This is a genomic window from Ruegeria sp. BJ6 (assembly GCF_056537885.1).
Map to the genome: position 1 here is coordinate 220152 of NZ_JBQFSG010000004.1, position 26314 is coordinate 246465.

Annotated in this window: 21 protein-coding genes, 1 tRNA gene and 1 pseudogene; 5 read left to right on the plus strand and 18 right to left on the minus strand. The window is 57.5% G+C overall.

The features are described 5' to 3' along the window. Positions 1-8 precede the first annotated feature (8 nt). Positions 9-2537 carry an ABC transporter permease gene (locus tag ACR0D6_RS11775; protein WP_480765635.1) on the minus strand — a complete coding sequence of 843 codons (2529 nt, stop codon included), beginning with the start codon at positions 2535-2537 and terminating at the stop codon, positions 9-11. After that, positions 2534-3229, minus strand: a complete 696-nt coding sequence (locus ACR0D6_RS11780) for an ABC transporter ATP-binding protein (RefSeq protein ID WP_480765636.1) — start codon at positions 3227-3229, stop codon at positions 2534-2536. The genes ACR0D6_RS11775 and ACR0D6_RS11780 overlap by 4 nt, the downstream gene beginning before the upstream one ends. 50 nt (positions 3230-3279) lie before the next feature. Here ACR0D6_RS11780 and ACR0D6_RS11785 point away from each other — a divergent pair, with 50 nt between their 5' ends. After that, positions 3280-3915, plus strand: coding sequence for an arylesterase (locus ACR0D6_RS11785; protein ID WP_480765637.1), 636 nt, complete (start codon positions 3280-3282; stop codon positions 3913-3915). A gap of 12 nt (positions 3916-3927) precedes the next feature. Continuing rightward, positions 3928-4545: an SOS response-associated peptidase gene (locus ACR0D6_RS11790; protein WP_480765638.1), complete on the plus strand. Its 618-nt coding sequence runs from the start codon at positions 3928-3930 to the stop codon at positions 4543-4545. A gap of 10 nt (positions 4546-4555) precedes the next feature. Here ACR0D6_RS11790 and ACR0D6_RS11795 read toward each other — a convergent pair whose 3' ends face one another. From ACR0D6_RS11795 to ACR0D6_RS11815, 5 genes are all read right to left on the minus strand, one after another. Beyond that, positions 4556-5113 (minus strand): L,D-transpeptidase, encoded by a 558-nt coding sequence (locus tag ACR0D6_RS11795; RefSeq protein ID WP_480765675.1) that lies wholly within the window; start codon positions 5111-5113, stop codon positions 4556-4558. A gap of 188 nt (positions 5114-5301) precedes the next feature. Further along, on the minus strand, positions 5302-5508 hold the full coding sequence (locus ACR0D6_RS11800; protein WP_155149991.1) for a cold-shock protein: 207 nt from the start codon (positions 5506-5508) through the stop codon (positions 5302-5304). Positions 5509-5776: 268 nt separating this feature from the next. Then, positions 5777-7255, minus strand: coding sequence for a D-alanyl-D-alanine carboxypeptidase/D-alanyl-D-alanine endopeptidase (gene dacB / locus ACR0D6_RS11805; RefSeq protein ID WP_480765639.1), 1479 nt, complete (start codon positions 7253-7255; stop codon positions 5777-5779). A gap of 66 nt (positions 7256-7321) precedes the next feature. Then, positions 7322-7939, minus strand: a complete 618-nt coding sequence (locus ACR0D6_RS11810) for a nicotinate-nucleotide adenylyltransferase (protein WP_480765640.1) — start codon at positions 7937-7939, stop codon at positions 7322-7324. Between the two features lie 35 nt (positions 7940-7974). Next, the gene (locus tag ACR0D6_RS11815) at positions 7975-8445 is read right to left on the minus strand and encodes an MOSC domain-containing protein (protein ID WP_480765641.1); all 471 of its coding nucleotides are present in this window, start codon (positions 8443-8445) and stop codon (positions 7975-7977) included. 137 nt (positions 8446-8582) lie between these two features. On the opposite strand from ACR0D6_RS11815, the gene ettA reads away from it, so the two are divergent. Next, a complete protein-coding gene (gene ettA, locus ACR0D6_RS11820) occupies positions 8583-10250 on the plus strand; it encodes an energy-dependent translational throttle protein EttA (RefSeq protein WP_170516801.1) in 1668 nt (555 codons plus the stop codon). 300 nt (positions 10251-10550) lie between these two features. On the opposite strand, the gene ACR0D6_RS11825 is transcribed toward ettA, so the two are convergent. The 9 genes and pseudogenes from ACR0D6_RS11825 to ACR0D6_RS11865 all read right to left on the minus strand — a co-directional run bounded on the left by ACR0D6_RS11825 (position 10551) and on the right by ACR0D6_RS11865 (position 16376). After that, a complete protein-coding gene (locus ACR0D6_RS11825) occupies positions 10551-11144 on the minus strand; it encodes a GNAT family N-acetyltransferase (protein ID WP_480765642.1) in 594 nt (197 codons plus the stop codon). Then, on the minus strand, positions 11137-11535 hold the full coding sequence (locus ACR0D6_RS11830; protein WP_480765643.1) for a ketosteroid isomerase-related protein: 399 nt from the start codon (positions 11533-11535) through the stop codon (positions 11137-11139). The genes ACR0D6_RS11825 and ACR0D6_RS11830 overlap by 8 nt, the downstream gene beginning before the upstream one ends. Continuing rightward, positions 11532-11990, minus strand: coding sequence for an arsenate-mycothiol transferase ArsC (locus ACR0D6_RS11835; protein ID WP_170654841.1), 459 nt, complete (start codon positions 11988-11990; stop codon positions 11532-11534). Before ACR0D6_RS11835 ends, ACR0D6_RS11830 begins: the two co-directional genes overlap by 4 nt. Before the next feature lie 3 nt (positions 11991-11993). After that, positions 11994-12476: pseudogene (locus ACR0D6_RS11840) on the minus strand (UPF0262 family protein); the annotation flags it as partial. A 96-nt stretch (positions 12477-12572) separates the two neighbouring features. Beyond that, a complete protein-coding gene (gene hisD, locus ACR0D6_RS11845) occupies positions 12573-13874 on the minus strand; it encodes a histidinol dehydrogenase (protein WP_480765644.1) in 1302 nt (433 codons plus the stop codon). 100 nt (positions 13875-13974) lie between these two features. Next, positions 13975-14418, minus strand: a complete 444-nt coding sequence (locus ACR0D6_RS11850; protein ID WP_480765645.1) for a GNAT family N-acetyltransferase — start codon at positions 14416-14418, stop codon at positions 13975-13977. Positions 14419-14472: 54 nt separating this feature from the next. Next, entirely contained in the window at positions 14473-14949 is a 477-nt protein-coding gene (locus ACR0D6_RS11855; protein ID WP_480765646.1) for a DUF2948 family protein, read from the minus strand. Next, a complete protein-coding gene (murA, locus tag ACR0D6_RS11860) occupies positions 14946-16214 on the minus strand; it encodes a UDP-N-acetylglucosamine 1-carboxyvinyltransferase (RefSeq protein ID WP_480765647.1) in 1269 nt (422 codons plus the stop codon). The genes ACR0D6_RS11855 and murA overlap by 4 nt, the downstream gene beginning before the upstream one ends. 6 nt (positions 16215-16220) lie before the next feature. Then, the gene (locus ACR0D6_RS11865) at positions 16221-16376 is read right to left on the minus strand and encodes a hypothetical protein (protein ID WP_480451376.1); all 156 of its coding nucleotides are present in this window, start codon (positions 16374-16376) and stop codon (positions 16221-16223) included. A gap of 82 nt (positions 16377-16458) precedes the next feature. On the opposite strand from ACR0D6_RS11865, the gene ACR0D6_RS11870 reads away from it, so the two are divergent. Further along, a tRNA-Thr gene (locus tag ACR0D6_RS11870) sits at positions 16459-16533 on the plus strand. 603 nt (positions 16534-17136) lie between these two features. Here the strand turns inward: ACR0D6_RS11870 and ACR0D6_RS11875 are convergent. Next, complete coding sequence (locus ACR0D6_RS11875; RefSeq protein ID WP_480765648.1) at positions 17137-22434, minus strand: beta strand repeat-containing protein; 5298 nt, start codon at positions 22432-22434, stop codon at positions 17137-17139. 539 nt (positions 22435-22973) lie between these two features. On the opposite strand from ACR0D6_RS11875, the gene ACR0D6_RS11880 reads away from it, so the two are divergent. After that, the gene (locus tag ACR0D6_RS11880) at positions 22974-23960 is read left to right on the plus strand and encodes an AraC family transcriptional regulator (RefSeq protein WP_480765676.1); all 987 of its coding nucleotides are present in this window, start codon (positions 22974-22976) and stop codon (positions 23958-23960) included. 749 nt (positions 23961-24709) lie between these two features. Here ACR0D6_RS11880 and ACR0D6_RS11885 read toward each other — a convergent pair. Continuing rightward, on the minus strand, positions 24710-26146 hold the full coding sequence (locus tag ACR0D6_RS11885; RefSeq protein ID WP_480765649.1) for an arylsulfatase: 1437 nt from the start codon (positions 26144-26146) through the stop codon (positions 24710-24712). Positions 26147-26314 lie beyond the last annotated feature (168 nt).

Genomic DNA, 26314 nt, shown 5'->3' on the forward strand with positions numbered 1-26314 from the left:
GGAACGGGTCAGTCGCTGGCACGCAGGATGCGCGCGGGCCGGGCGGACAGGGGTCGCCATGCAAACAACAGCCCCGCAACCAGCGTAACCGTCGTTCCCGCCAGAACGATGCCAAGCGCGGACGGCCAGATGATCACAAAACCGGTTTCGAAGATGAAACTGACGACGGCCCAGCTTCCTAACAGCCCCGATACCAGTGCCACACAGGCGGCGGCAGCACCCAGCAAGGCGGACCGCAGCGCGAAGCTCAGCAATATGCGCGTTCTGTCTGCGCCAAGGGTTTTGAGGACCGCAGCCTCGAACCGGCGTGCAGATTCACCGGCCGCGGCCGCTCCGATCAGCACGAGAAATCCGGTCAACAACGATGCGCCCGCCCCATAGGAAGTCGCCGTGGCAAGCCCGGCAAGAAGCCCCGAGACCCGGTCTATGGCGTCGCGGACACGGATCGCAGTAATGTTGGGAAAGCGATCTGCGAGGTCCTTTAATATCGCGCTTTCGGCGTGTTCCTCGGCATAAACAGTTGCGATGAAGCTGTGTGGCGCCCCGGCAAGTGCCGACGGATTCATCGACATGACAAACCCCATGCCTGCAGTTGAAAAATCGACCTCGCGGAAGGATGTGATCTGGGCGGTGATGTCGCGGCCCAGAACATTGACGGTTAGCGTGTCACCAAGTTGCAGCCCCATCTCCTGCGCTTCTTCGGCTGCAAAGCTGATCTGGGGGGTGCCACTGTAATCCTGTGGCCACCATTCACCGGCTGTCAGGCGCGTGTTTTCGGGCGGCTGGGGTGAATAGGTCAGGCCACGATCCCCTTCGAGAACCCAGTGGTCTCCGGCGACTTCGCTGGCAGGGCGGTCATTGATCCGGGTGATGATACCGCGCAGCATCGGTGCGCTTTCCACCCGGCTGACCGCCGGATCGCTATCGAGGCGCTGGGAAAAGCCTTCCATCTGGTCTTTTTGAATATCCACGAAGAAATAGGACGGGGCCACGTCCGGCAGATTTCCGGTGATGGCCTTGCGCAGGTTACCGTCGATCTGACCGACGGCTGCAAGCACCGACAACCCCAGCCCCAGCGACAAAACCACGGAAACCGCGCTTTCCCGTGGCCCGGATATCGCCGACAGCGCCCAGCGAAGGGCAGGGCGGCCCCGGGATCTTGGCACGGCAGCCCGCGCGGCAAGACGGATCAGCAAAGCCGACATCGCCAGCAAGACAAGAGCACCAATCACGCCGCCGGTTGTCCAGATCGTCAGCCGGTACGAGCCGCTGAACCATGCGGCAGCCGCGATCAGAAGGATCAGCGCGACAAGGGTTGTCACAAGGTATCTGGCCCGCGGCAGGGGCCGGGCCGACGACAGGGCATCCCGGAACAGCGTCGCCGCCCGGACCTCCTCGGTTCGCGCCAGCGGCCACAGCGTGAAAAGAAATGCCGTCAGCAGACCATAAAGCGCGGCCTCGGCCATTGGTGCGGGATAGAGGGTGAATACTGCCGGAACCGGCAGCCGGGCCTCGATCGCGGAGGCCAGCAGGATGGGCGCAACCCCGCCCAATGCGATCCCCAGAAGGATACCGACGCCCGATAAAATGCCGATTTGTAGGAAATAGGTCTGAAACAGGGTCGCGCGATCCGCCCCTAGGGTGCGCAACGTCGCGATCGTATCTGTTTTCTCTGCCAGATAGGCGCGAACAGCGGCTGAAACGCCAATCCCGCCAACCGCAAGCCCCGACAATCCGACCAACACAAGGAACGCGCTGAGGCGCTGGACAAACTCGGCAATACCGGGTGCGCCGTTGCGCGCATCCGTCCAGCGCATGCCGTTGCTTTTGAAATCCTGCCGGGCGGTTTCGGCGATCGTGGCTAGATCGGTCCCCTCGGGCAGGGCCAGACGGTACTTGGTCGAAAACAGCGTGCCCGGCTCAAGCAGCCCGGATGCTGTCAAATCCTTGGTTTGCACCATCGTGCGCGGGCCAAGGCCAAATCCGTCTGCGGCCCCATCCGGTTCATGCTCCAGCGACGCCATCAGGACAAAGTCTTGCGTGCCCAACCGAAAGCGATCGCCCGTCTCCAGATTCAGCCGGTCGATAAGCGCCGGGTCCATAACCGCGCCGGGGGTTCCGTCCTGCCCGGCGAACGCGTCCTCCAGTGGCATGTCGGGGGCCAGAATGACCGAGCCGACCAGAGGATAGGCCCCATCGACGGCCTTGATCTGCGTCAGCGCGCGTTGGGTTTCGCCCCCGTGTTCCGTCACGGCCATGGACCGGAAATCTACGACCTCTGATACGGATCGCGCATTTGAACGCATCCAGGTCAGCTCGTCCTCGGACGCAAACCTGTAGGTGAACTCCATCTGGGCGTCGCCGCCCAGCAGCGCGGCACCCTCCTGTACCAGCCCGGTTTCAATGGCTTCGCGGACCGAGCCGACTGCGGCTATGGCGGCAACGCCAAGGGCCAGGCAACCCAGAAAAATCCGAAAGCCGCGAATGCCCCCGCGCAATTCACGCCAGGCCAGCCGCGCAGACAGGCGCAGGCTCATTCTGCGGCCTCACGCTCGACCGTTTCTGCCAGTCGCCCGTCCCGCAGGCGAACGATGCGGTCGCACTTGTCAGCCAGTTCGTGACTGTGTGTCACCAGAACCAGCGTCGCACCATGCTTGTCGCGCAGCCCGAACAGCAGATCGATGATCGCGGCGCCGTTTGTTTCATCAAGATTTCCTGTGGGTTCATCCGCCAGCAGGATCTGCGGTCGCGGTGCCGAAGCGCGGGCCAACGCAACCCTTTGCTGTTCCCCGCCCGACAATTGCGCTGGATAGTGGTCCCGGCGATGCGAAAGTCCAACGATATCAAGCTCGGCCTCGGCCCGGGCAAAGGCATCTTTGTGACCGGCCAGTTCAAGGGGGGTGGCGACATTCTCCAGCGCCGTCATGGTTGGGATCAGGTGAAAATTCTGAAACACGATGCCCATGTTGTCCCGGCGGAACCGGGCCAGCGAATCCTCATCCATGGTCGTCAGGTCGGCCCCAAGGGCATGAACCGTGCCGCCCGTGGCCTGTTCCAGCCCGCCCATCAGCATCAGGATCGACGACTTGCCCGAACCGGATGGGCCGATCAGGCCCAGCGTCTCACCATGATTCACGGTCAGTGAGACTTCGTGCAGGATGTCGACCTTTCCGGCATTGCCATTCAGCGACAAAGCGGCATCTTTGAGGACAAGTACAGGTTTCGACATGAGGCCTTCCTGGGGAACTGGATCATTTGGGATATGGAGCGGATCAGAAAATGCGCAAGGTCTTGATGTCGGCCATTTTTGTCTGGTGCGGTTTTACAGCCACAGCCGAACCGGTGGTGATCGCTGCGCTGGGGGATTCGCTGACGCAGGGGTATGGGTTGGTCGAGCGGGATGGATTTGTCCCACAACTGGATCGCTGGCTTGACGCGCAAGGGGCCGACGTCCGGTTGATCAACGCGGGTGTGTCCGGTGATACGACCGCAGGCGGTGCAGCCCGCGTGGAATGGACGCTGACACCCGAGGTTGACGGAATGATCGTAGCACTTGGTGGCAACGACCTGTTGCGCGGCATCGATCCCGCTGTGTCCCGCGCGAATATTGAAAAAATTCTGATGGTGGCCCAACAGGCGGATGTCGATGTTCTTCTGGTCGGGATGAAGGCGCCGGGGAACTTCGGTGCCGAGTATAAATCTGCCTTTGATGCAATCTATCCGGATTTGTCCGGCGCATACGACAGTCTCTATGCCGAAGACTTTTTAGCGGGCCTCGACGCAGAAAACGATCCGAACGCGGCGAGGAAATTCATGCAGCCTGACGGCATTCACCCGAATGCAGAAGGGGTCGCGCTGATCGTCCGGGATCTAGGGCCACAGGTTCTGCAACTGGTGGACAAAGCCAGGGAATAGGGGGAGGGGCACGTGCCGGGGCGTTTGTTTCTAACCCGACCGATTTCTGAGATCGCCGAAACACTCGGAGTGCCGGACGACCAGATCGCGGATGAAGGACCGCGCCGAAACATAAAGCCCGGTGAAGACGTCACCGTCCTGACAGATACCGGATTGATCACCATGCGCTGGGGCATGATCCCGGTGGGGCGCGTGAATGCACGCGGACGGCCTGTCATGGAGACGATCATCAACGCCCGGTCCGAAACCGTGTTTGACAAAACCGCGTTCAAGGATGTCGGTCGGGCCATCGTGCCTGTCGATGGCTGGTACGAATGGACAGGTGAAAAACGCCGGAAAACGGCGTGGCGCATAAGCTCAAAAGACGGTGGACCATTGTGGTTTGCCGCAATTACCGACTGTTGGCAGGCTCCGGGTGGTCTGCGCGTGGATCAGTTTGCAACCGTTACATGTGAACCGAATGAGGACGTGCGACCGATCCATCACAGGATGGGCGTCCTGTTGGATCAATCGGATTTCGAAACTTGGCTGAGTGGTGATCCTGATCAGGCTCTGTCGCTTGCTCGCCCGTGGCCCAATGGGTTGCTTCGGATTGAAGAAGCCAGTGATGTGGACTGGATGGGGCGGTAAAAAGGGCTTGTCAGACGACTGAAACAACGGTTCCGATCGGAACACGCTCATACAAGTCGATGACATGTTCATTCAGCATGCGGATACAGCCATTCGACACGGCGTGACCGATGGTCTGCGGCTGGGTCGTGCCATGAATGCGGAAATACGTATCCACGCCGTTTTGGAACAGATAAAGCGCCCGCGCGCCCAGGGGGTTGTCACCTCCACCCGGCTGCACATAGTCGTTGTCCTTGAACTTGGCATAGGCCACGGGGTCCCGTTCGATCATCTCATCCGTGGGACGCCAGGTGGGCCATTCCTTTTTGACATCAATCGTGGCGGTGCCGGTAAATTCCAGCCCTGCCTTGCCGACACCGCAGCCATATCTGACGGCCTTGCGCGGCTCAGTCACGTAATACAGGTAGAATGATCTTGGAACGACCAGCAGCTGACCGGGCTGGAACTGTTTCTTGATCCGGACGAATTGCGGGGTCGGATCGTATTCCGTTGCCTTCTTGGCGCTTGATGTCCCGGGGGTGAGACTTGCAGCCGCCGTTACGGCCAGAAAATTGCGGCGCGTGATCATGCGGGCCTCATATGCTTGCCAAACCAATATCATTCAGTGTTGGCAGGATAACCGGTTTGGTCAATCGGGAGGCGAAAAGTAACTGACTTGTGATGTATTTTATACGTCACACAAGCGCGTACCCAGTCAGGGCGCGCGGAGGGTGTCGGGCAGTGAAAGGTGGGCAATTTGCCCACCTTCGCAATGGCTTATGCCAGTTCGATATTGTCCGCGCTTTCGCGGCCGTCACGACCCGAGCGCAGCTCGTATGTGACTTTCTGGTTGTCGGCCAGACCGGTGAGGCCCGAACGCTCGACGGACGAGATGTGAACGAACACGTCCTTGCCGCCATCTTCGGGTGCGATAAAGCCGTAGCCTTTGGTGGTGTTGAACCATTTTACGGTGCCTGCGGGCATTCCGTTGTCTCCTGAATTGGTGCTGCCCACGGAATTGTGACAGCCTGGCGTCGTTGTCTGTATCGATAGACTGAACGCCGGAATCGGAGACAGTAGGTCGAAATAGAAAAACGTAAGCCCCATGGATATGGCATCGCACCGGGCACGAAGCAAGGGAAGTTAGCACATAAGTTCCGCTAACGACGGGATATTGGAGGAACTTTGCTCATCCGCCGCCGCGCGCGGAATGTTCATTTTGCCGGGCGAAACGACATTGCAATCGGCCGGTTCAACTGCCGTACTGTGAACCCCAGCGTTCGATCAGGGCCTGCTGCAACTTGCGCGATTTGCGGTTCCACGCGCGCGCGCCTTGCGGTCGCTCACGGTTTTCGCGGCTGATCGTGGCGCGATGCGGGATGTCGGCGGTGAAGATCGCAAAAGCCAGCTCCGCCCCCCCGGCCGTGGTGATGAACCCGCCCAGTCCCGAGACAAAGTTCAGGGTCCCCGTCTTGGCGGCAACCTTGATCGGATGCCCCTTGATTGGCCGCCCCTTGGCATCCTTCAACGAAAATGATTTCAACAGGGGGCGCAACATACCGTCCTTGCGGGCGGCAACCAATGCCAGAACCAGATCTTCGGGCGCCATGCGCGACGCGTCGCCAAGCCCCGAGTGATCGACCATCCTTATCCGGGATGCCCCGAATTTCTCGAAGGCCCACCGGTTCATCTCGTCGGCCGATCCTTTCAGGTCCGCAGGCATGACACCCCGCGCCCGCGTCGCTGCCATGCCGACCATCTCGGCGGTCAGGTTGGTTGAATATTTCAACATCCCCTTGAGAATGCTGTTCAGTGGAGCGCTTTGATGCACCGTCAGAACGGTACCGTGCGGAACCTCACGGATAAGCTGAACGCGGCCCAGAACAACGCCGTTGGCCCGCGCCAGGGTCCTGAACACATCACCCGCGTAAAGGGCGGGTTTGCGAACTGGCAACCAGCGCGCGCCACCCTTGCCAAGCGCGCTGTCCGCAACCGTCCATTTGTCGACCCGCGCGCTGGCCTGATAGGTGTAGATCGGCAAGCCGCGCTTTGCGACCCGCATGTCCGCCATCTGAACGGCGGGCGTATACTTGGAACTGCGGGCATCCATTGAAACGGCATAACCCGTGGTTGCGCGCTTCCATTCAAAATGCACGCGGTTGAAGTTCAGCGAAATCCCGCTGACAGCCGGGCTGTAACCAACGTGGTCCGGCTGTGACGGATCTATGCTGAATACATAGGGAAACGCTCCGTCATAGACTTTGAACGCCCCCCGGACCTCGGTGATACCGGCCTCTCTCAGATTGGCGGCCATGGTGGCAAGGGCGTTGGTATCCAACAGCGGATCGCCCCCACCGACCAAGATCAGATCACCATGCAATATGCCATTCTCGATCTCGCCGTCAGCCATCAGCCGCGTCTCAAAACGATGATCTGGCCCTAATACATCCAAAGCGTACAGCGCCGTCAGGGCCTTGGCGACGCTTGCCGGCGGCAACCCTTCGTCGCCCCCGAACGCCTCCAGCTGCGATCCGGTTCCGACATCGGCGACAGCAAAGACAACTTCGCCTTTTAGTCCGGCCGAGCGGACAAACCGTTCGACCCCGTTCAGGTCGGTCGCGCGCAACTGGGGTCTTAGAGAAACTGCTGGTGCATTGGCCAATCCCGCAGCCGGGGTCAGAACAGCGCCCAGACCTGCAAGAAATAGCCGACGTGAAATCCGATCAACCATGGGTAAATAAAATCCCAGAGACTGCCGCCATGCAACAGCGTTTCCCGTATTATGCGCGCAACGTTGCTATTCCCGCAACAACCCGGAATTCCAGTCGCCGCGCGTGCGAATCTCGGTCGAGCTCAGATTGACCATCGGCACGTTCACGAAACACCATGCAGGTGCCGCAGCCCGTCCCAGCAGGCGCCGGGCCTGACCGTCAATTCTGTATCTACCATAGGCACGCGCCGCAGGAGACATGCGTGCCGAAATCCGATCACCCGGACGCGCCACAACACCCACGGGAACCGTATCCATGATCATCCGCCAGTCCTGCCAAAGGTGAAGCTGCGCCAGATTGTCGGCCCCCATCAGCCAAACAAACCGCACGCCGGGATAGAGTTTTTTCAAAGCGGTAAGCGTATCGGCCGTAGCACGGGTCCCTGTCAGCGCTTCAATCCCCGTCACCTCGACACCCGGGTGTCGCATCAGTTGTCGCGCCGCCTCGATTCGTTGCGGCAGCGGTGCAGGGCCTTTCTTCTTCAGCGGGTTGCCCGGTGAAACCAACCACCACACCCGATCCAGCCCAAAGGCTTTCATTGCCTCCAGCGTTACGTGCACATGGCCTTGATGTGGCGGATCGAATGACCCGCCGAACAGCCCCACGACCTGCCCGGGTCGCGCATAAGGGATCGAATACCGCATCATCCTTTGCTGATGTTCAAATTCGGCAGGGCTTGTCAATCAATCGGTTGCACCGCATCGCCCAGCCTGACCCGGCCGGGCCGCACCACCTCGGCGCACCATCCCCCATGCCCGCGCACGGCAGAATAGCCGCCCTTACCCAGCGCCTCCTCCATCCGGCTGCACGGCGCGCAGATGACGGTGAGGCGCAATATGGCTTCGCCCACCTGTACCTCACGCCCTTTGAGTGCAGCCAGATTAATGCCTGACACGACCAGATTACGCCTCAGTATGTCCGGCGTGACCGGCCGCTGTCCGAGAAAGCTGCCAATCGCCGCCAGATGCTCCTGCTGGATCAAAGTCACTGCGCGTTTGCCCGCACGGCTGCGGTCGTCATCCAGTCCGCTGATTGAGATATTTGCCTCATCCACTACGAACATCTTAACCCGACGCTCGGGTCGCAGGCCGATCCAGTAAATACTTCCGGATTGTGCCCAACTGGCAATCAACTCTGATAGTTCTGACAAACCGCGCCTTCCCTTTACGAAGTTAATCTAACTGAATTCTACACCTGTCAGAATTCACAAAACCACCAGCTTGCCCCGCCCGCCCGCCTCAGATATCCAGCGTTCCAACCTGATTTCCCCGACCCAGAGGACGCGACATGGCCGCCTATCAATATGTCTACCACATGCAGGGTGTCTCAAAGACTTATCCCGGTGGCAAGAAGTGCTTTGAAAACATCCACCTGAGCTTTCTGCCCGGTGTGAAAATCGGCGTCGTCGGCGTCAACGGTGCGGGTAAATCGACGCTGATGAAGATCATGGCCGGTCTGGACACCGATTTCTCGGGTGAGGCCTGGGCTGCCGAAGGCGCCAAGGTCGGATATCTGCCGCAGGAACCGCAGCTGGATGAATCTCTGTCGGTCCGCGAAAACGTCATGCTGGGCGTGGCCGCGAAAAAGGCCAAGGTCGATCGGTTCAACGAGATCGCAATGGAGATCGCCGAGAATTACTCGGACGAGCTGATGGAGGAAATGACCACCCTGCAGGACGCGATCGACGCCGAAAACCTGTGGGACCTCGACAGCCAGATCGACGTCTCGATGGAGGCGCTGCGCTGCCCGCCGGACGACGCCAACATTGCCAACCTCTCGGGGGGCGAGAAACGCCGCGTGGCGCTCTGCAAGCTGCTGCTGGAAGCGCCCGACATGCTGCTGCTCGACGAACCGACCAACCATTTGGACGCCGAGACCATCGCCTGGCTGCAACAGCACCTGATCGATTACAAAGGCACCATCCTGATCGTCACCCACGACCGCTATTTCCTGGATGACATCACCGGCTGGATCCTCGAACTCGACCGTGGCCGCGGCATTCCCTACGAGGGCAACTATTCCGCATGGCTGGAACAAAAGGCCAAACGGCTGGAGCAGGAAGCCCGCGAGGACAAGTCCAAGCAGAAGACCCTGCAGCGCGAATTGGAATGGATGCGCCAAGGTCAAAAGGCGCGTCAGGCCAAATCCAAGGCTCGGATCAACGCCTATAACGAGCTGGCCGAACAGTCCGAACGCGAAAAGCTGACCCGCGCCCAGATCGTCATCCCCAACGGCCAGCGCCTTGGCGGCAAGGTGATCGAGGTCGAGGGTCTGTCGAAGCACATGGGCGACAAGCAACTGATCGAAGGGCTGGATTTCGCCCTGCCTCCCGGCGGCATTGTCGGCGTCATCGGCCCCAACGGTGCCGGTAAATCGACCCTGTTCAAGATGCTCACCGGTCAGGAGCAGCCTGACAGTGGCACCATCACGCTGGGTGACACGGTCGAACTGTCTTATGTCGACCAGTCCCGCGATGACCTGAAAGATAACGACACTGTATGGGAAGCGATCACCGGCGGTGCCGAGATCATCCAGCTGGGCGACGCGCAGGTCAATTCCCGCGCCTATTGCTCGTCCTTCAACTTCAAGGGCGGCGATCAGCAGAAGAAGGTCTCACTGCTGTCAGGCGGTGAGCGCAACCGCGTCCACATGGCCCGCCTGCTGAAAGAGGGCGGCAACGTCCTGCTGCTCGACGAACCGACCAACGATCTGGACGTTGAAACCCTTCGCGCGCTGGAAGATGCGCTGGTCGATTTCGCCGGTTGCGCCGTGGTCATCTCGCACGACCGCTTCTTCCTCGACCGTATCTGCACGCATATTCTGGCCTTTGAGGGCGATGCGCATGTGGAATGGTTCGAGGGCAACTTCGAGGACTATGAAGAAGACAAGAAGCGCCGTCTGGGACCGGATGCGCTGGAACCCAAACGGTTGAAGCATAAGAAGTTTGCACGATAAAAGAGTATTTGAGGGTGGTGTCCGGCCACCCTCAATCCAATTTTCCGGGGAGTGCTCTGGTTTACCTGTCTTACGCCTGTTGAGCGGGCAACGAGGAAGCCGAAAGTAAGGTTCTTTCAGAAGAACTTCGACCCGGCAATCTCTGGTCCAAAAACCTAGCGATGCAATATTCCATTACGGGGATGAACTCGGCCTTGAGATAGGTCCGCTGCAGCGCGACTAAATCCTCCGGCAACGTCGATAATATCCTGCATCCTTGTCAGATTTCGGGCTGTGAACGCCCAAAATCAGTGAGCCGGGCTATAAATCCCGTATCCAGAACTGCAACGGCTTCAGCGTTTCCTCATCTTCGCCCAAATCCTTCCACGAGAACTGAGCGATAGCTCCGGGCAGCGGTTCGTACCCTCGCGCACGCCAGAACGCATCGAGCGGGCGATAGGTGTCCGGGCGCATGGGGTGGTCGGCGGGGCGTTGAACGCCGCAGAAGGCGCATTTGTGAAAACCCAGACTGCGGGCGTGGGCCTCGCGCAGGTCAAAGAACTTATGCCCGACGCCCTGGCCTCGATAGGCGGGTAGCAGGACGGATTCGGCGCAATAGAATATGTCGCTCAGGTCCAGTCCGGTTCCCTCGAACGCTGCCGCGAAGTCGTCGGCGTGATCGACAAGGGGCGCGCCGGTTGAGGCGCCGATCAGTGTGTCGCCATCAAAGGCGCCGACAACAAGGGCGCCAGCGCTGTCGCGGTATGATTGCAGGTAGCTGCGTTCGTACTCCAGATCGCCATCATAGAGATACGGCCAGGCGCGAAATACGTCGATCCGAAGGCGCGCCACGTCGTCCAGCGCGTTTTCCAGCGCGGGTCCGGTCAGGGCGCGAACCTCGGAAACCTTAGCCATTCGAGACCTGCTTTACCCAATCCGCCAGATTGTAGAACGTGGTCACGCGGGTGATCTTGCCATCCTTCAGGTCAAAAAATGACCCGGCTGGCAGGCGGTAGGTCTGGCCGTTCGCTTCGGGCAAGCCCGCATCGGTTTCCAGATAGGTGCCGTTCACGATGAATTCCGCCGCCGCGCGGGTGCCGCCCTCGGCTTCGAATATGACCATGTCGGTCAGAAGCTCTTTGTAGCAGCGGTTCATGTGGGCGCAGAATTCAGAGAACTGTTCCCTGCCGACGCGAATCTGACCTTCGTTCACGTGATGGGCAATGTCATCGGACAGGCAGGCCAGCATTCCGTCAACGTCACCGGCATTGAAGGCTTCGAAATAGTTCTGGATGGTCTGGTTCATGATATCTCTCTGGGTTCTCCCCAGCGGTCCGTGAGGTGCTGGATGATCTGATCGCGGGTTTGTCTGTAGTGATGTAACTTCTGTTCCCGCGCCTCGCCCAGTCCGGTAGGGTCCATTATTGGCCAATATTCGACATCGAGGTGAAAAAACCGCGTAAGTTCCAACGCCTTTCGCTGACTTGCCGGAGACAGCGCGATAATCAGGTCGAAGGAACTAAGGTCATCGCCCCACTGTTCCATCTCGTCGAAGGAACGCGAGCGGTGGCGCGAAAGTTCGACATTGATCTCCTGACAGACGGCGATGCAGAATCCGTCGATTTCAAGATCGTTGTGCACACCCGCCGACTGAACATAGGTTCCGGTTCCGTAGAACTTTTTCATGATGCCTTCGGCCATCGGCGAGCGGACCGAGTTGTGGTCGCAACAGAATAGAACCGAGTGCGGAAGCGGCTGCACGCGTTAGCCTCCGAAATGCAGCACGCAGATCAGCGTGAAAAGGCGGCGGGCGGTGTCGGTGTCGATATCGGCCTTTCCCTCAAGCCGCTCCTGCAGGACGCGGCTGCCTTCGTTGTGAATGCCGCGCCGGGCCATGTCGATGGTTTCGATCTGACTGGGCGGCAGCGTTTTCACGGCGTTGAAATAGCTTTCGCAAATCTGAAAATAATCTTTGACCACCTGCCGGAACGGACCAAGCGACAGATGGAACTCGGCCGCTTTCTGGCTGTCTTCGGTTTCGATATCAAAAACCAGCCGCTTTTCGCGGATGGAAAGCTGCACGTGATAGGGACCATCCGGCACCACCCGGTCATCGCGACTGGGCAGGGAGAACGAGTTCTCCTCGAGCAGGTCGAAGATGGCGACCTTGCGCTCCTGCTCGATCTCCGGTGTTGGCGGAGGCAGGTTACGGTCATCCAGTTCAATATGCGATATCCGAGTCATCTTTTGATCACGGTCCTTTCGGGTCGGGACAGACCTATATCAACGAAATTCGATCGGCAACGCACGGAACCGGCACATTTGCCGGACTGATGCGTCAAATCAACCGTTCAGGCGGTCCAGCCGGGCGCGCACGGAAAGCCCATGCGCCTCAAGGCTTTCCGATTGCGCCAAAAGCTCTGCTGACGGGCCGATAGCGCGCAAAGCCTCGGGCGTCATCCGGCTGAGCGTCGTGCGTTTGAGGAAATCCATTACGCTGAGGCCGGACGAAAAGCGCGCCGAGCGGGCAGTGGGCAGCACGTGGTTTGGTCCGCCGACATAATCCCCGATGGCTTCAGGGGTGTACTGACCCAGAAAGATCGCGCCTGCATGAATGGTTTTGGCGCTGAGCGTGACCGGGTCGGCGACGCAAAGCTCCAGATGTTCGGGCGCGATGCGGTTGGACAGGGCGGCGGCTGTATCCAGATCAGGAACGGTGATCACTGCGCCGAAGTCACGCCAGCTTGGCCCCGCGATCGCGCGCCGTTCGAGGGTTTCCAGACGTTTGTCCACGGCTTGCGCGACAGCCTGTCCGAAGGCGGCATCATCAGTGATCAGGATCGACTGCGCGCTTTCGTCGTGCTCGGCCTGGCTGAGCAAGTCCAATGCAATCCAATCGGGATCGTTGTCCTTGTCGGCAATTACCAGAATTTCCGACGGCCCCGCGATCATGTCGATGCCAACCTTGCCGAATACCCGTCGCTTGGCTGCGGCAACAAAGGCGTTGCCGGGGCCGGTGATCTTGTCCACCGGTCGGATCGTTTCGGTGCCGTAGGCCAGGGCTGCAACGGCTTGCGCACCGCCGATGCGGTAAATCTCATCTACGCCGGACAATTGCGCGGCCAGCAGGACCAGCGGGTTCACCTGTCCATCCGGTGTCGGCACCACAATCGCCAACCGCTCCACCCCTGCCACCTTGGCCGGGATCGCATTCATCAGCACTGAAGACGGATATGAGGCCAGACCACCCGGCACGTAAAGCCCGGCTGCCGAAACCGCCGACCAGCGCCAGCCCAGAGTCGCCCCGGTTTCGTCTGTCCATTCCTGATCCTGCGGCAACTGCCGTTCGTGATAGGCCCGAATACGCTCGGCGGCCAGTTCCAGCGCTGCGCGGTCTTCGGAGGAGACCGAGTTCACCGCCTGAGCGATTTCCGCATCGCTGAAGGCCAGAGAATCCGATGTCAGTTCCAGCCGGTCGAATTTGGCCGTCAGTTCGATGACGGCAGCATCGCCGCGTGTGCGCACGTCGTCGATGATCTGCGCCACTACGGCATCCACATCCGGGCTGTCTTCGCGCTTGGCACCGAGCAGGGCCGAAAACGCAGATTCGAAGTCGGGGGATGTGGAATCTAGAAAGACGGGCATGATCGGGTCCTCTGGCGTTTGTCCGGGACATATCGCCCGACAAGTGTCTCCTCAAGCCTTCACCACGAGGGTGCAGCGATTTGCGCAGGGCGGCGTGATCTTACAGCGGTTTGATCATTCTGTTTTCGTTAGGGGCCTCTAGCGATCCATCGGGTTGCCATCCCCCGTTCAGATAGAATTCCCGCGCGGTTTTTGTGCTGTTGAGCGCCGCGACCGCGTGACCGGACCGCTTCAGTTCTTCCTCAAGTCCGGACAGCAAAGCAGAACCCACCCCTTTGCCGGTGCTTTCAGGTGAGACGTAAAGAACGGAAATCTCCCCTTCGGGGGAAATGGCCCCGACGCCCGCGGGCACCCCGCGCAACACGGCGAGCCACAACCTATGATCGCCCCTGATCCAGTTCAGCATATCCACTGGCGTCTTATTCGATGTCCAGCGCGCGATTTTTTCGGGATCGCCTTCATGATCCGCCGCGCACAGGCGGGTGATGGATTGGATCAGGATACGGCTCATGTCGAAGGCGTCGAAGACCGCCGCCTTTCGCAACTCAATCTCCGGCGCTGATGAAAACGCCTGCGATATGCCGCGCTTGTTCTGCACCTATTCCGGGTGGTTCGGGGCGTGTCCCGATGGCGCCCGGTAAGGGCGGGTAACGTCCCTGAGGGTTGCTTCTACGGCTTCGACCGCTAGCCGCACCGCGCCGTCGCCCGCAAGGGTCAGCAGAATCTGCCCGGCGCCATCTTCTGCTGCTTCGAAATCAACTGACAGCAGCGACAGGATCACGTCCTTGTCCTTGCGGTCTATGCCCTGACTGGCAACTGACAGAACATTGTCGAAGACCAGCACGGACTGCACACGTTCATACGCCCGGCCCCGGCGCGACGCGGCATCCTTGTCTTCCCACCGAAACCGGTTGAGCAGCAGGGCAAAGCGCCGCTCGGACGGGCGCCATGACATCTCGGTCACCGGGAAAATGGCATCCTGCGTGAGGGTCGAGATAACCTGCAGGTCATCCGCATCCTCCGCGCCAAGGTTCAGTGGGGCCTCGCGCCCATCTTCAAAGGTTGCGTCCGTCATTGTCCCTTGATCCGTTCGATCTTTGCGCCCACGCCTTCCAGCTTGCGCACTACATGTTCATAACCGCGATCCAGATGATAGACCCGGCTGACCGTTGTTTCACCCTCTGCCGCCAACCCGGCCAGAATCAGTGAGACCGACGCGCGCAGGTCAGTCGCCATGACCGGTGCGCCTTTCAGCCCCTCGACGCCTGTCACGGTTGCCGTGCCGCCGTGAACTTCGATATGGGCGCCCATCCGCATCAGTTCGGGCGCATGCATGAAGCGGTTCTCAAAGATGCGCTCCTCAAGCACCGAGGATCCTTCGGCGGTGCACATCAGGGCCATCATCTGCGCCTGAAGGTCGGTCGGGAAGCCCGGGAAGGGTTCGGTCGTGACATCCACCGCCCGAACGCGGCCATTCTTGCGGGCGACCATCAGACCGTTTTCGGTTTCTTCCACGCTGATGCCCGCTGCCTCCAGTTTCTCAACGAAGGAACCTACAAGCTTTTTGCGTCCACCCAGCAGTTCAACCTCGCCACCGCAGATGGCTGGGGCCAGCATGTAGGTGCCCAGCTCGATCCGGTCTGTTACCACCTGATGCGTTGCGCCATGCAGCCGGTCGACCCCCTGAATTTCGATGGTCGACGTTCCTTCGCCTGCGATCTGCGCACCCATCTGGCGCAGACACTCGACCAGATCGACGATCTCGGGCTCGCGCGCGGCGTTTTTCAGCACTGTGGTTCCCTTGGCCAGAGTGGCCGCCATGACCATGTTTTCTGTCGCCCCGACCGAGGCAAAACGCATCTCGTGCACTGCGCCTTTCAGACCACCCGGCGCCTGCGCGTGAAGGTACCCGTCCTTCAGCTCGATTTCGGCCCCCAACGCCTCAAGCGCTTCGACATGCAGATCCATCGGTCGGGCGCCGATTGCGCATCCACCGGGCAGGGACACAACAGCCTGACCGAACCGCGCCAACAGCGGGCCTAGTACAAGGTTGGACGCGCGCATCTTGCGCACGATCTCGTAGTCGGCGGTATGGCTGGTCAGGTCATGGCTGGACATCGCCAGCACCTGACCGTCCTGCAGCGACGACACCTCGGCCCCCAATGATTGAAGCAACAGCGTCATCGTCTTGATGTCACTGAGGCGCGGCGCGTTGGTCAGCGTAAGCGGTTCTTCGCTCAGCAATGTCGCAGGCATCAGCGTGAGGCACGCGTTTTTGGCCCCCGCAATCGGAATCTGGCCGTTAAGCGGCCCGTTGCCCGTTACCAGAATCGAATCCATCTGCTCTTATCCCTCGTCCTGACCCGGCTTATCGTCCTGCGTGGCCCGCGCCTTTGCCTGCGCCTTACGCCTTGCAAGGTTGGCCTTGAGAGCGGCCTTCAGACGATCTTCGCGGGCATTGTCGGATTTACCGTGTTTTTTTGGTGAACTTTTGTCTGCCATGGCCTTTCTCTACAGGAGGGGAAAAAAACCGTCCAGACACCCTTGCGCCGCGTTTCGTTTGAGTCTAATCACCCGCCACAGCGCTGCTGTAGCTCAGAGGTAGAGCACTCCCTTGGTAAGGGAGAGGTCGAGAGTTCAATTCTCTCCAGCAGCACCAGATATCCCTAAAAAGTCTGAAGTCGTAGAAGAAACTCTTCTCTCTATGCTGGATCGCTTTCTCGTTCGAACAGCACCGGGGCAGCACAAGCCGCCCTTCAATTCTTAACTATGAATTTCGAGATTATTCCGAATAGATCAAAAACTCAGACCACTGTGGTTAGGTCTTTCCGATAGGTTCTCTCAAATTTCGCTCCAATTCCGATGGCTCAAATTGGAGATTTGTTCCCGATGCGAACGGAGAAACCATTGTTGCTACTCGCAGCGAACCATCAAAACCTCTGGCTTCCGGTCGACCGTACACAAGCCAGAGGATGTGATTAGTCATTGCACCAAATGTGCTGCCAGTTTTTCAAAGCTGCCCCACAAAGTGCAGAAACCGGGCTTGGCAAAGTTCAATGGACGGCCCTAAGCCGACCACCGCTTGGACATCTGCATAATGCATCGGTAGCCCGCATTCCTTTCTATCGCTGCAGGTGCAAACACTGGGGGCGATCGAACTCACATTCTCGCAACGGACCAGACACTCAACGAGTTACTTCGACTGTCTGGTAACAATTGACATCAGTTTAGCTGCGCGTTTTCGAACCGCTATCCGAGCCGCTCAGAATTGCCAGTTTAAACCTGCTTTTACGTAGGGTCCTTGAGCCCCGCCACCGAACTCTTTCTCTGCAGTCAGCTCCAACTTGGCTCCAGACGAAAACTCCTTTTCGTAGCCGAGCAATAGATTGCCCCCAGTAAAATCCGATGCAGCAAACGTCAGCGAGTTTGTATCGGAGAATACAGTAACGTCTGCCGCCGAGTCCCCCAGATTACGGCGGAGCACACCGCCAAATTGACCAATGAGCGTACCGGCATCGTTGATCGACTTCTTTGCTTCTAGCCCAAGCCGTGCCTCCAACACTTCTGTCGTTACTTCACCCACTGTAGCATTCACGTCAGAACCGGTTTCGGTATAGCTGTCATCGTCCTGCCGGGTATATCGAACATTACCGAACCCAAGTAGATCAACGCCGGCGTCAAGATTGATTTCCCGCTCAATGCCGACGCGAACTGTAAACAGAGTGCTGTCGTACTCTCCATCCGCGTCCGGGCTGCCTGAGATAGTTCGGGTTCTGTCAGTTGAAAGAAATCCAAAACCCAGATCAGCTTCGACCAGATATTCTCCGAATTGACGTCCGGCGGCTACGCTCAGGTAAACAGTGTTCGTGTCAAAGGTAGAGTTATCACTGTCGCCATCGGCGTAGAACACCCCCAGTCCTAGCGCCAAGGATACTCCGTTCTCCAGCTGCCCCGTAATTCCGGCACTGCTATTGATCAGACTAAGGTCGGTTCTGTCTCCGGAGCTATCCTCAAATCGTTTCCCTTGGGCGTCAATCATCGCAAAGGGCTTGAGACCGGATTTAGAGAAGGTTTCTGTGTCACTGAAAGACAAGGCTCTGCCAACTTCCGGCACTGCGTCGTAGCTCAGTGCGTCACGAACGCTGCCGATGGCCTCGCCGTAAGTCGCAATGACATCGCGCGAAGTGAACAGCCCACTGGAATCGACGGCGGCATAAACCGGGTCTGTGCCACCTTCATCCTGCACAAACCAAACGGAACGGTCGTCTGAAACCGTTGTAGTGAACGTTCCATTCTCAGGGGCCGCATCCTCAAAATAGAACACCGCACTTCTACCCTGTGCATCCAGATTCACATCGTGATCGGCGACCCGGATTGTACCTGTAACTGTGTCACTGGTGTCCAGATTTACTGACCCGGAACCCGTCTCCAAATAGATAGCGTAGGCTTCGCCACTTTCTGATGTTGCCGAGATTGCACCCACATCCGAAATCACCCCGCCATGGTTCTCGATGTAGAGACCATGGGCGCTTGCACCGGTCCCACCGGATGCTGTCGCTTCGATCGTTCCGCTGTTTGCAAACTCGCCCTGCAAATTGTTGATACGGATTGCTGAGGCAGCAGCGCTGGCGCGGCTTGTAGCATTGTCCAAATCAACGCGCGCACTCAAATATCCCGCATTGGACACAACACCGGTAGTTTCGCCGCCAAGTTGAACCGCGTTTGCCACGACGTTTTGCACCCCGGTCGCCTCGGCCGTCATCGAGCCAGCATTTTCGAAATCACCAATAAGATCGCCGCTCAAGTGCAGAGCATAGGCACTTACATCTCCATTTTCGGATACTGCCTGCGCAGAAATCGAGCCAGAGTTCGAAATATCCCCAGCAAACCTGTCGCGGCTTTTGATATATATCCCATAGGCATTTGCATTACCTGCGCCGGTTGTGGACGCGGCAATTGTTCCACTGTTGGTAAACTCGCCTTGAAAATCCTCGAATTTGAACGCCGCCGCAGTTGCCATGGCGCTGCTTGTAGCGTTGTTCAAACTGGCCGTCGCGCTTACATATCCGCTGTTGGAAACAACGCCTTCGACTTCGCCACGAAGGTATATTGTGTTTGCCTCTACACTTTGTGCCCCGGCTGCCTGAGCAATCATTGAACCTGTATTGGTTATATTGCCTGCAAAATTGCTGCCGACGTAAAGCGCGTTGGCTGCCGCATCGTCGGCATTGGAAACGGCCTCTGCAGCGATTGATCCCGAGTTGGAGAAACTTCCGCTAAGATCATTGTCGACAGAAATTCCACCTGCGGTGACATCCTCATCGCCGGATGCCGTGGCTGTGATACTTCCACCATTATTCACATTGCCAACCAGGTCGATGCCGACATAAGCGCCAAAAGCTTCGGCGTCGTCTGTTTCGGCATTGGCTGTGACGGCGATAAAGCCGGAATTCCCAAAATCGCCGTTCAGGTTGTCGTCAAAGTAAAATCCTGCCGCCGTGGCATCGTCGCCGCCGTGTGCCGAGGCGGAAATGGCGCCGAGATTGTCAACATTTCCTGCGGCGTCCCCATCAACGACGGCAAATCCGATTCCGAACGCATCACCCTTTGTACCTTGCGCGAACACATCCACAGTTCCGGAATTTTGCACTGCTCCATCAAGGCCGCCTGCAACAAACACACCGTGAACGGCGGCTGTCTCGCTTCCGGTGCCCTGAGCCGCGATTGTCCCACTGTTTGAGATATCTCCGGTCATGCCGTCCGAGACAAACAGCCCGTAAGATACGGCCTCAGAACTCTCCGAATACGCAGAGGCGGAAATCGTGCCGGAGTTGTCGAAATTCCCCGCAAGACCGCGTGAAATGAAAACCCCTGCAGCGGTCGAGGACGTGTAGCCGTCCACCTGAGCGCTGATGGACCCCTGATTGACGATATTGCCAGTCATGCCTTGGTCGGCCCATAGACCATAAGCATCTGCTTCCGAGTCCTCTGCCGTGGCAGACGCAGTGATCGTACCCGAGTTGCTGAAATCGCCAGTCAGCCTGTCAAAGGTACTGATACCAGCAGCGATTGCGGAAGAATAACCATCGGCCTGAATATAAATGACCCCGCTATTCGCGATGTTGCCATTCATTTCATCACCGACATAAAGGCCGAATGCTTCGGCTTCGCTGTCTCTGGCCGTCGCGTCGACCGTTACCGAGCCAGAGTTTGTAAAATTGCCATCCAGATTTTCGTCGATGAGAAAGGCTCTGGCGTCCGCATCCGTTGCCGCGTTTGCCGTTATGTTGATTGTACCGCTGTTTTCAATGTTTCCGGTCATACCTCGTTCAAGTTGGAGCCCGTAAGCATCTACACTGGATGATTGATCCAACGCTCTTACGACGAGTGTTCCGGTGTTTGTGAAACTTTCAACCATCTCCCCCGGTGCGTAAACGCCCGCGGCAGATACGCCGGAAAAACCATTGGCCAAAACATGGATCGACCCTTCATTCAGGATGTTCCCGGTCGCGCCATCACTACTGCTCACGTACACGCCATATGCGTAGGCTTCGTCCGCCTGAGACACCGCTGACGCCTGAATCGTGCCGGAATTTGTGAAATTCCCATCAAGACCCCGTACGATGAAAAGCCCATATGCCTCTGCCGATGAAAAGCCATCTGCAGTTGCGCTTAAGGTTCCGCTGTTCGTGAAACCACCGTCCACACCCTGTCGTACATAAAGGCCGTAAGCGTCGGCATCCGCGGATGCTGCTCTGGCAACGACTGAAACCGTGCCGGAATTGTTGACGTTGCCACCCAAACTGCCGCGAATGCTGAACCCGGCTGCCGTAGCGGATGATCCACCATCAGCGTAGGCCAATACGGTGCCGCTGTTTGTGATATTTCCGGTCATGTTTTCGTCGACACGCAGACCATACGCATCTGCTTCGGATGATTGACCGAGCGCTATGGCACTAATCGTACGCGAGTTGTTGAAATCACCGTTCAGGTTGTCAGAAATTTTAACCGCGCTGGCAGATGCAAAGCCCACGCCATCGGCCTGCGCGCCGATAATTCCACTGTTCGTTATGTTACCATTTGCATCGTCGTCGATCTCAAGACCATTGGCCGTGGCAGGCCCACGGTTTGATCTTGTGACAACGCTGATCGAGTTGGAGTTTTCGAAATCGCCCTCAAGGTCGTCGGCGGCGTAAATCCCAACGGCTCGCCCAATCCCTTCACCGACGGCCCTGACCTGAATTGCTCCACTGTTTGTCACCGTGTCCCTGAAATCATCATTGATGTGGAGGCCGAAAGCGGATGCTACCCCCGATTGCCCCGTCGCGGCCACGGTAATGGTTCCGCTGTTTTCAACAGCCCCGCCGACATAGTTTCCAACATACAGCCCCATGGCGGATGCTGCTGTAGCCCCGACGCCACGGACATTGACGTTGCCGCTGTTTATGAGGTTTCCCTCTACGCCGCTTCCACTTTGAAGACCGTAGGCTTCGGCCTTGGCAATCTGGTCCTGTGCAACAACATTGATCGTACCAGAGTTGGTGAAATCACCGGTCAACCGACCAAGGGCGTAGTAGCCCACAGCGGTCGCCGAAGAATATCCATTGGCGCGGATATCGACGATGCCGCTGTTCAGAATGCTCCCGGTCACGCCGTTGTAGGAGAATAAGCCGTATGCCCTGGCATCATCATTGACGTTATCTGTCGCGGTTACTGTAATCGTACCCGCGTTTGTAACATCCCCGGTAATTTGTCCCGGCACATAGGCTCCATAAGCAAGTGCATCTGCCGCGCCTTCAGCCTGTACGTTGATGTTACCCGTGTTCGACCAATTGCCCGATGCGGAGCGACGATAGCGGACGCCATAGGCCGTTGCCCGCGAAGACACGGAGCTGGCACTTACATTAATAGAGTTGGAGTTCTGAAAGTCGGCATTCATCTCTTCGTAAAAGAAGAAGCCGGACGCCAAGGCCTGGGTTTCGCCATTGGCCGTTACGTCGAACGTTCCCAAGTTTTCGACGAAACCGGACGCCAGGACATCTTCGTCAAATTGGGCACCAAAGGCATTCGCGTATGCTGTAGTAGACGTTGCAGATACCGTTACGGCCCCTGTATTCGAGAATTGGCCGGCAAACGACTGATCAAACCGAAAGCCAAATGCACGAGCAAAGGGCGACCGGTCGGTGTCAACCAGGATAGTACTGTTGTTCACGATCTGCCCCGTCGAACCCAGTGCTCCGTTCAGAAACAGGCCATAGAGGGTTGCTTCAGAGCCCCCTTCAATCGAAATCGTTCCGTCATTGGTGAATACGCTGGAATAATCAGTGTCGATCGTAACGGCGGGCGCGGCTGCGCCGGTCGTGGTCACTGTCCCTGCAGTTACCGTGACTGCGCCCGTTGAAGTGACGCTATTATCTTCGTCGATGGCAAATACAGCCTGTGCGGTTTGCGGGGCCGAGATCTCTTCTGCGCTAACCAGATCCGCACCCAGAACACCAAAGGATGCTGATGTTAGAAACAAGGATGGCGCAACACTGGCGACCCTTCCTTTCCACTTCACAAGACGTCCGCCACGAGCCACGACCCTCGGTTCGTGACGCTTACTTTTACTATTATTCACAGGAGACCTTTTGATTCTTGAGCTTACTGAACAGCCTCAAATTCGGCACGCTGGGCCGATTTCTGATCCGGGCAGCGCTTGGAACTTGAAAGGCATTTCGTTTTGAAGCCGCGCCGCATCTGCAACCCTTGAGTTTATTGTTTTCAGTGAACTCGTTTCAGAGTTGACGCATAGTAAGACTTGGCAAGCCCCATCCGATCAAGGACAGTTCACGCAAACAGCCGGACAGTTTGCGCCAATCTGTCGTTCTAGCGCGCGCGATCTGGCCGAAGGGTCACTCGGCGCGAAATTCCAGTTCAAATGATTGTCATTCCACAAACCGGTCGCTAGACGAACGAATGCCTATTGTGGCAACGACCAGTTCACTTCCCCACTAAAAACGCGACGCAGCGTATGCGCTGCCTAAAACAAAGACCCTCAAAGTGCCGCACGCAGACAATCCCTTGAATCACAAAACCATCGCAGCGGCCGCCGCCAACATGGTAAGTTATGCCATTTCGCGCGGAGTTCCGGTCACGGAAATTGTTGAAGAGTTGGGCATCGACCCGGCCCAACTGCTCAACCCGAATGCCAGGATTAACGAGGACGATTTCCCAAAGATCATGAACAAGATGGCCGCGTCTTTGCCGGGCGAGCCGTTTACACTGGATCTGGCTAAAGTCACGCCGTTTTCAATCCTCGGCTATGTGAGTTCGGCGGTCGAGTTTGCTCCAACGGTCCGAGACGCATTGGAAATGCTGGTTCAGTACCGATCGGTCCTTTCGGATCGACTGCATCTCACTCTTGAAGAGACACCCACACAAACGCGCCTTGGGATATATCACCCGATGGACGGTCTGGATAATGGTGGCACTGCTGAGTTCGGTTGCGCGTTGTTGTACCGGACAATGTGCGAGTGGTTTGACCTTGCCGACGCAATTGCCGAAGTCCAATTCGCGCATAAACCTTTTCTGGAACATGAACAGTACGAAGAGTTTTTCGGTACCAAAGTAACATTCGAACAACCGAGGAATACGCTGGTGATTGCCAGCGACGCGCTTGATAGACCTAGCCGGTTATCCAGCAAACCTTTGTATGATTACGCACGCGCGCATTTGGAGCGTGCGCATGAGGAGAACGGCCTCTCGAATCTGGGTATCCAAGACCTGCAGAAAGTGCACGACGCAATTTGCGAGAACGCCGCCGTTGGCGAATATGCCGCAGCGGCTCTTGCAGAAAAACTTCACCTTAGCCTGAGGTCTCTGCAAAGGCTCGTCGGCCAGCACGGCAAGGAACTGCGGGAAATGCTTGAAGACGTGCGCGAGGCAAATGCCAAACGCCTGCTTGCAAATCCTGACCTCAGTGTCGATGCCATTGCACAGTTACTCGGCTACTCTGACGACAGGGCATTCCGCCGGTCTTTTAAGCGTTGGGCCGATCAGTCCCCCTCGCAATACAGAGAAACGCTAAAAATACAAAATTCATAAGCACGATTTCTTCGCCACCTTGTTCCAGGATATAGCGCGATGGAAGCTTGTAGCATCGGCTTGGTAACTGTTGGATTGTCGTTGTGGGAGGGCATGGCAGATCGGAGGATCAGTCATGGAAACACAAATTTTACCCGCCATTCGCGCGCTTCGCCCACTTGGAACAAGAAGCGTCCAAGCTGCACCGACGGCTCATACCTTTACGGCGGCAACAGCTTCGGTTTCCCCCGCTGTGCAGTTATTGGTCGCGCTCGATTTGATTTGCACGAGAACGGCTCTGTGCCCACCCTTTGCGGGGCTGGCTGTGACCGGGTGCGGTACATTCGAAGCGCTGCTTGTTTTTGCTTTGATTGGTGCCATCGGCATTGTTTGCGCTCTGCGCCTTTGGCTTCGCGACGAACCTAAAATGCCTACCCACACTCACAAAATCTTCCACTGGACCACCCGTACCTGCAAGGATTACGGATACACACGCATATCTAAGTCGTTGACGAAGAACACCCATGTTGGCCGCCAACTCGTTGATTTGAACGCGTGGGTTAATAATCTGGCACGCAGAGAGATTTCCGAGGTCATTGGCTCTGGGTGCAACTTTCGAGTTTTGACATCGATGAAGAGGCAAGACGACACAAAAGCTCTAAGGGATTCCTCTTGGTTTGAATGGCTACTTCTGTTCTACCGCCTCAAGTGTTTGCCTTGGCTGCGAGCCTCGAGCCCACTGACGGGCACTGTGCGGACAAAACCGCCGTTCAGTTTTTGGGTGGTTCATAGGGATCAGGCGTTCCCGGTGGGATTGGTGGGTGCTCCTCGAACGTAGCAATGTGCTCTTGCAATTGAGGCAGCGCCTTTTCGACTGCCCATGTATGAGGGAAAAGTACGCTTTCACGCTCGTGCGGATCATTCAGAAGATTGTAGACCCTTGGTGTATCGAAGGACTCCGTAGCTCCGAAAGCCGTCGTATTCTCTTTGAAAAGAACTTTCCAATTTTTCCATTTTACGCCGAATATCTGCTCTCCCATGTACACGATCACGCCTTCTCGGTTTGAGTTTGGCTGGACACCAAGAAAGAACTTGGACTGGTCGATGCCATCAAAGGCCCTGTCATCAGGCACCTTGCCACCTGCAAATGCCGCAAGTGTCGGATAAAGGTCCATCGAGTGGACAACATCGTTGCTTTCTGAACCCGCGGGGATCTTTCCCGGCCATTTGATCGCAAAAGGCACGCGCATGCTTCCTTCGAGGCTAGTAAACAGAGTACCGCGCCAAGGCCCGGCGGTGCCATGTACCGCTGGCACTGGCGAGACATTTGCGTTTCCAACTGGAAGAGCTTCGGGGCCGTTGTCGGCCGTAAAGATCACCACTGTGTTGTCGGAAACACCAGCAGCCTCAAGCGCGTCAAGTATGCGACCTATGTACGTATCTGTCTGAAGTAGAATGTCGGCCCAGACACCGTTTCCAGTGGCGCCATCGAACTCCTCGGACGCGATGTTTGGATAGTGGGTCTGCGTATATGCAAGATAGATGAAAAACGGCGCGTCTTCTGCACTTTTTGTTTCGATGAATTCGATAGCCTTTTTCGTCAGGTTGCCATCTATCTCGCCGCGATAGTCCAGATCGTAGTCCCGTGCGATGGTTGCCGGCTTGCCCGCAACACCCTGCATCACAACAGGCTCCTCCATGTTGGCTTCAGCAAATCCCGGAAGCGTGCGCCAGACTGTAACGTCAGTGGTCTCAACTCCGTAAAACTCGTCGAATCCTTGATTCGTTGGATAGCGCCCTTCAGTCCATCCAAGGTGCCACTTGCCGTACATGGCCGTGTTGTATCCTGCATCCTTTAGCATCTCGGCCATCGTGATTTCCCATTGGGTCAGACCGTAGACGCCGCCTCCCAGTGGGACTGTATGGTTGCCGCTTCGGATACCGTACCGTCCTGTCATGGTCGCTGCGCGGGAAGGCGTGCACTGGCTTTCCACGTTGAAGTTCGTGAGCCTCAGTCCTTCAGCAGCGAGGGCGTCCATCTCGGGAGTCGCCGTACCACGGATTATGCCGCCACCGTTGAACCCGGGTTCACCCCAGCCAAAATTATCAAGAAATATGAATACGATGTTGGGTTTGTCTTGTGCTGAAACAGCGGTGGAAAATAGAAGAGAAAAGGACAATAGGAATGTGCGCGAAAACCATTTCATGACAACGCCTCCAATCAAGATCACGGGCTCAAGACTGAAGAACCAAGTCACCAGTCGTCAAGAACGTCCACGCGTTGCGGAGTTTTATAAAGCGGCTGAACGTCAAAGTTACGGGCGAAACTGCGGTCCGGGATTGGTCAAACCTCATTAAGGGTCGCTCTTGCCCAA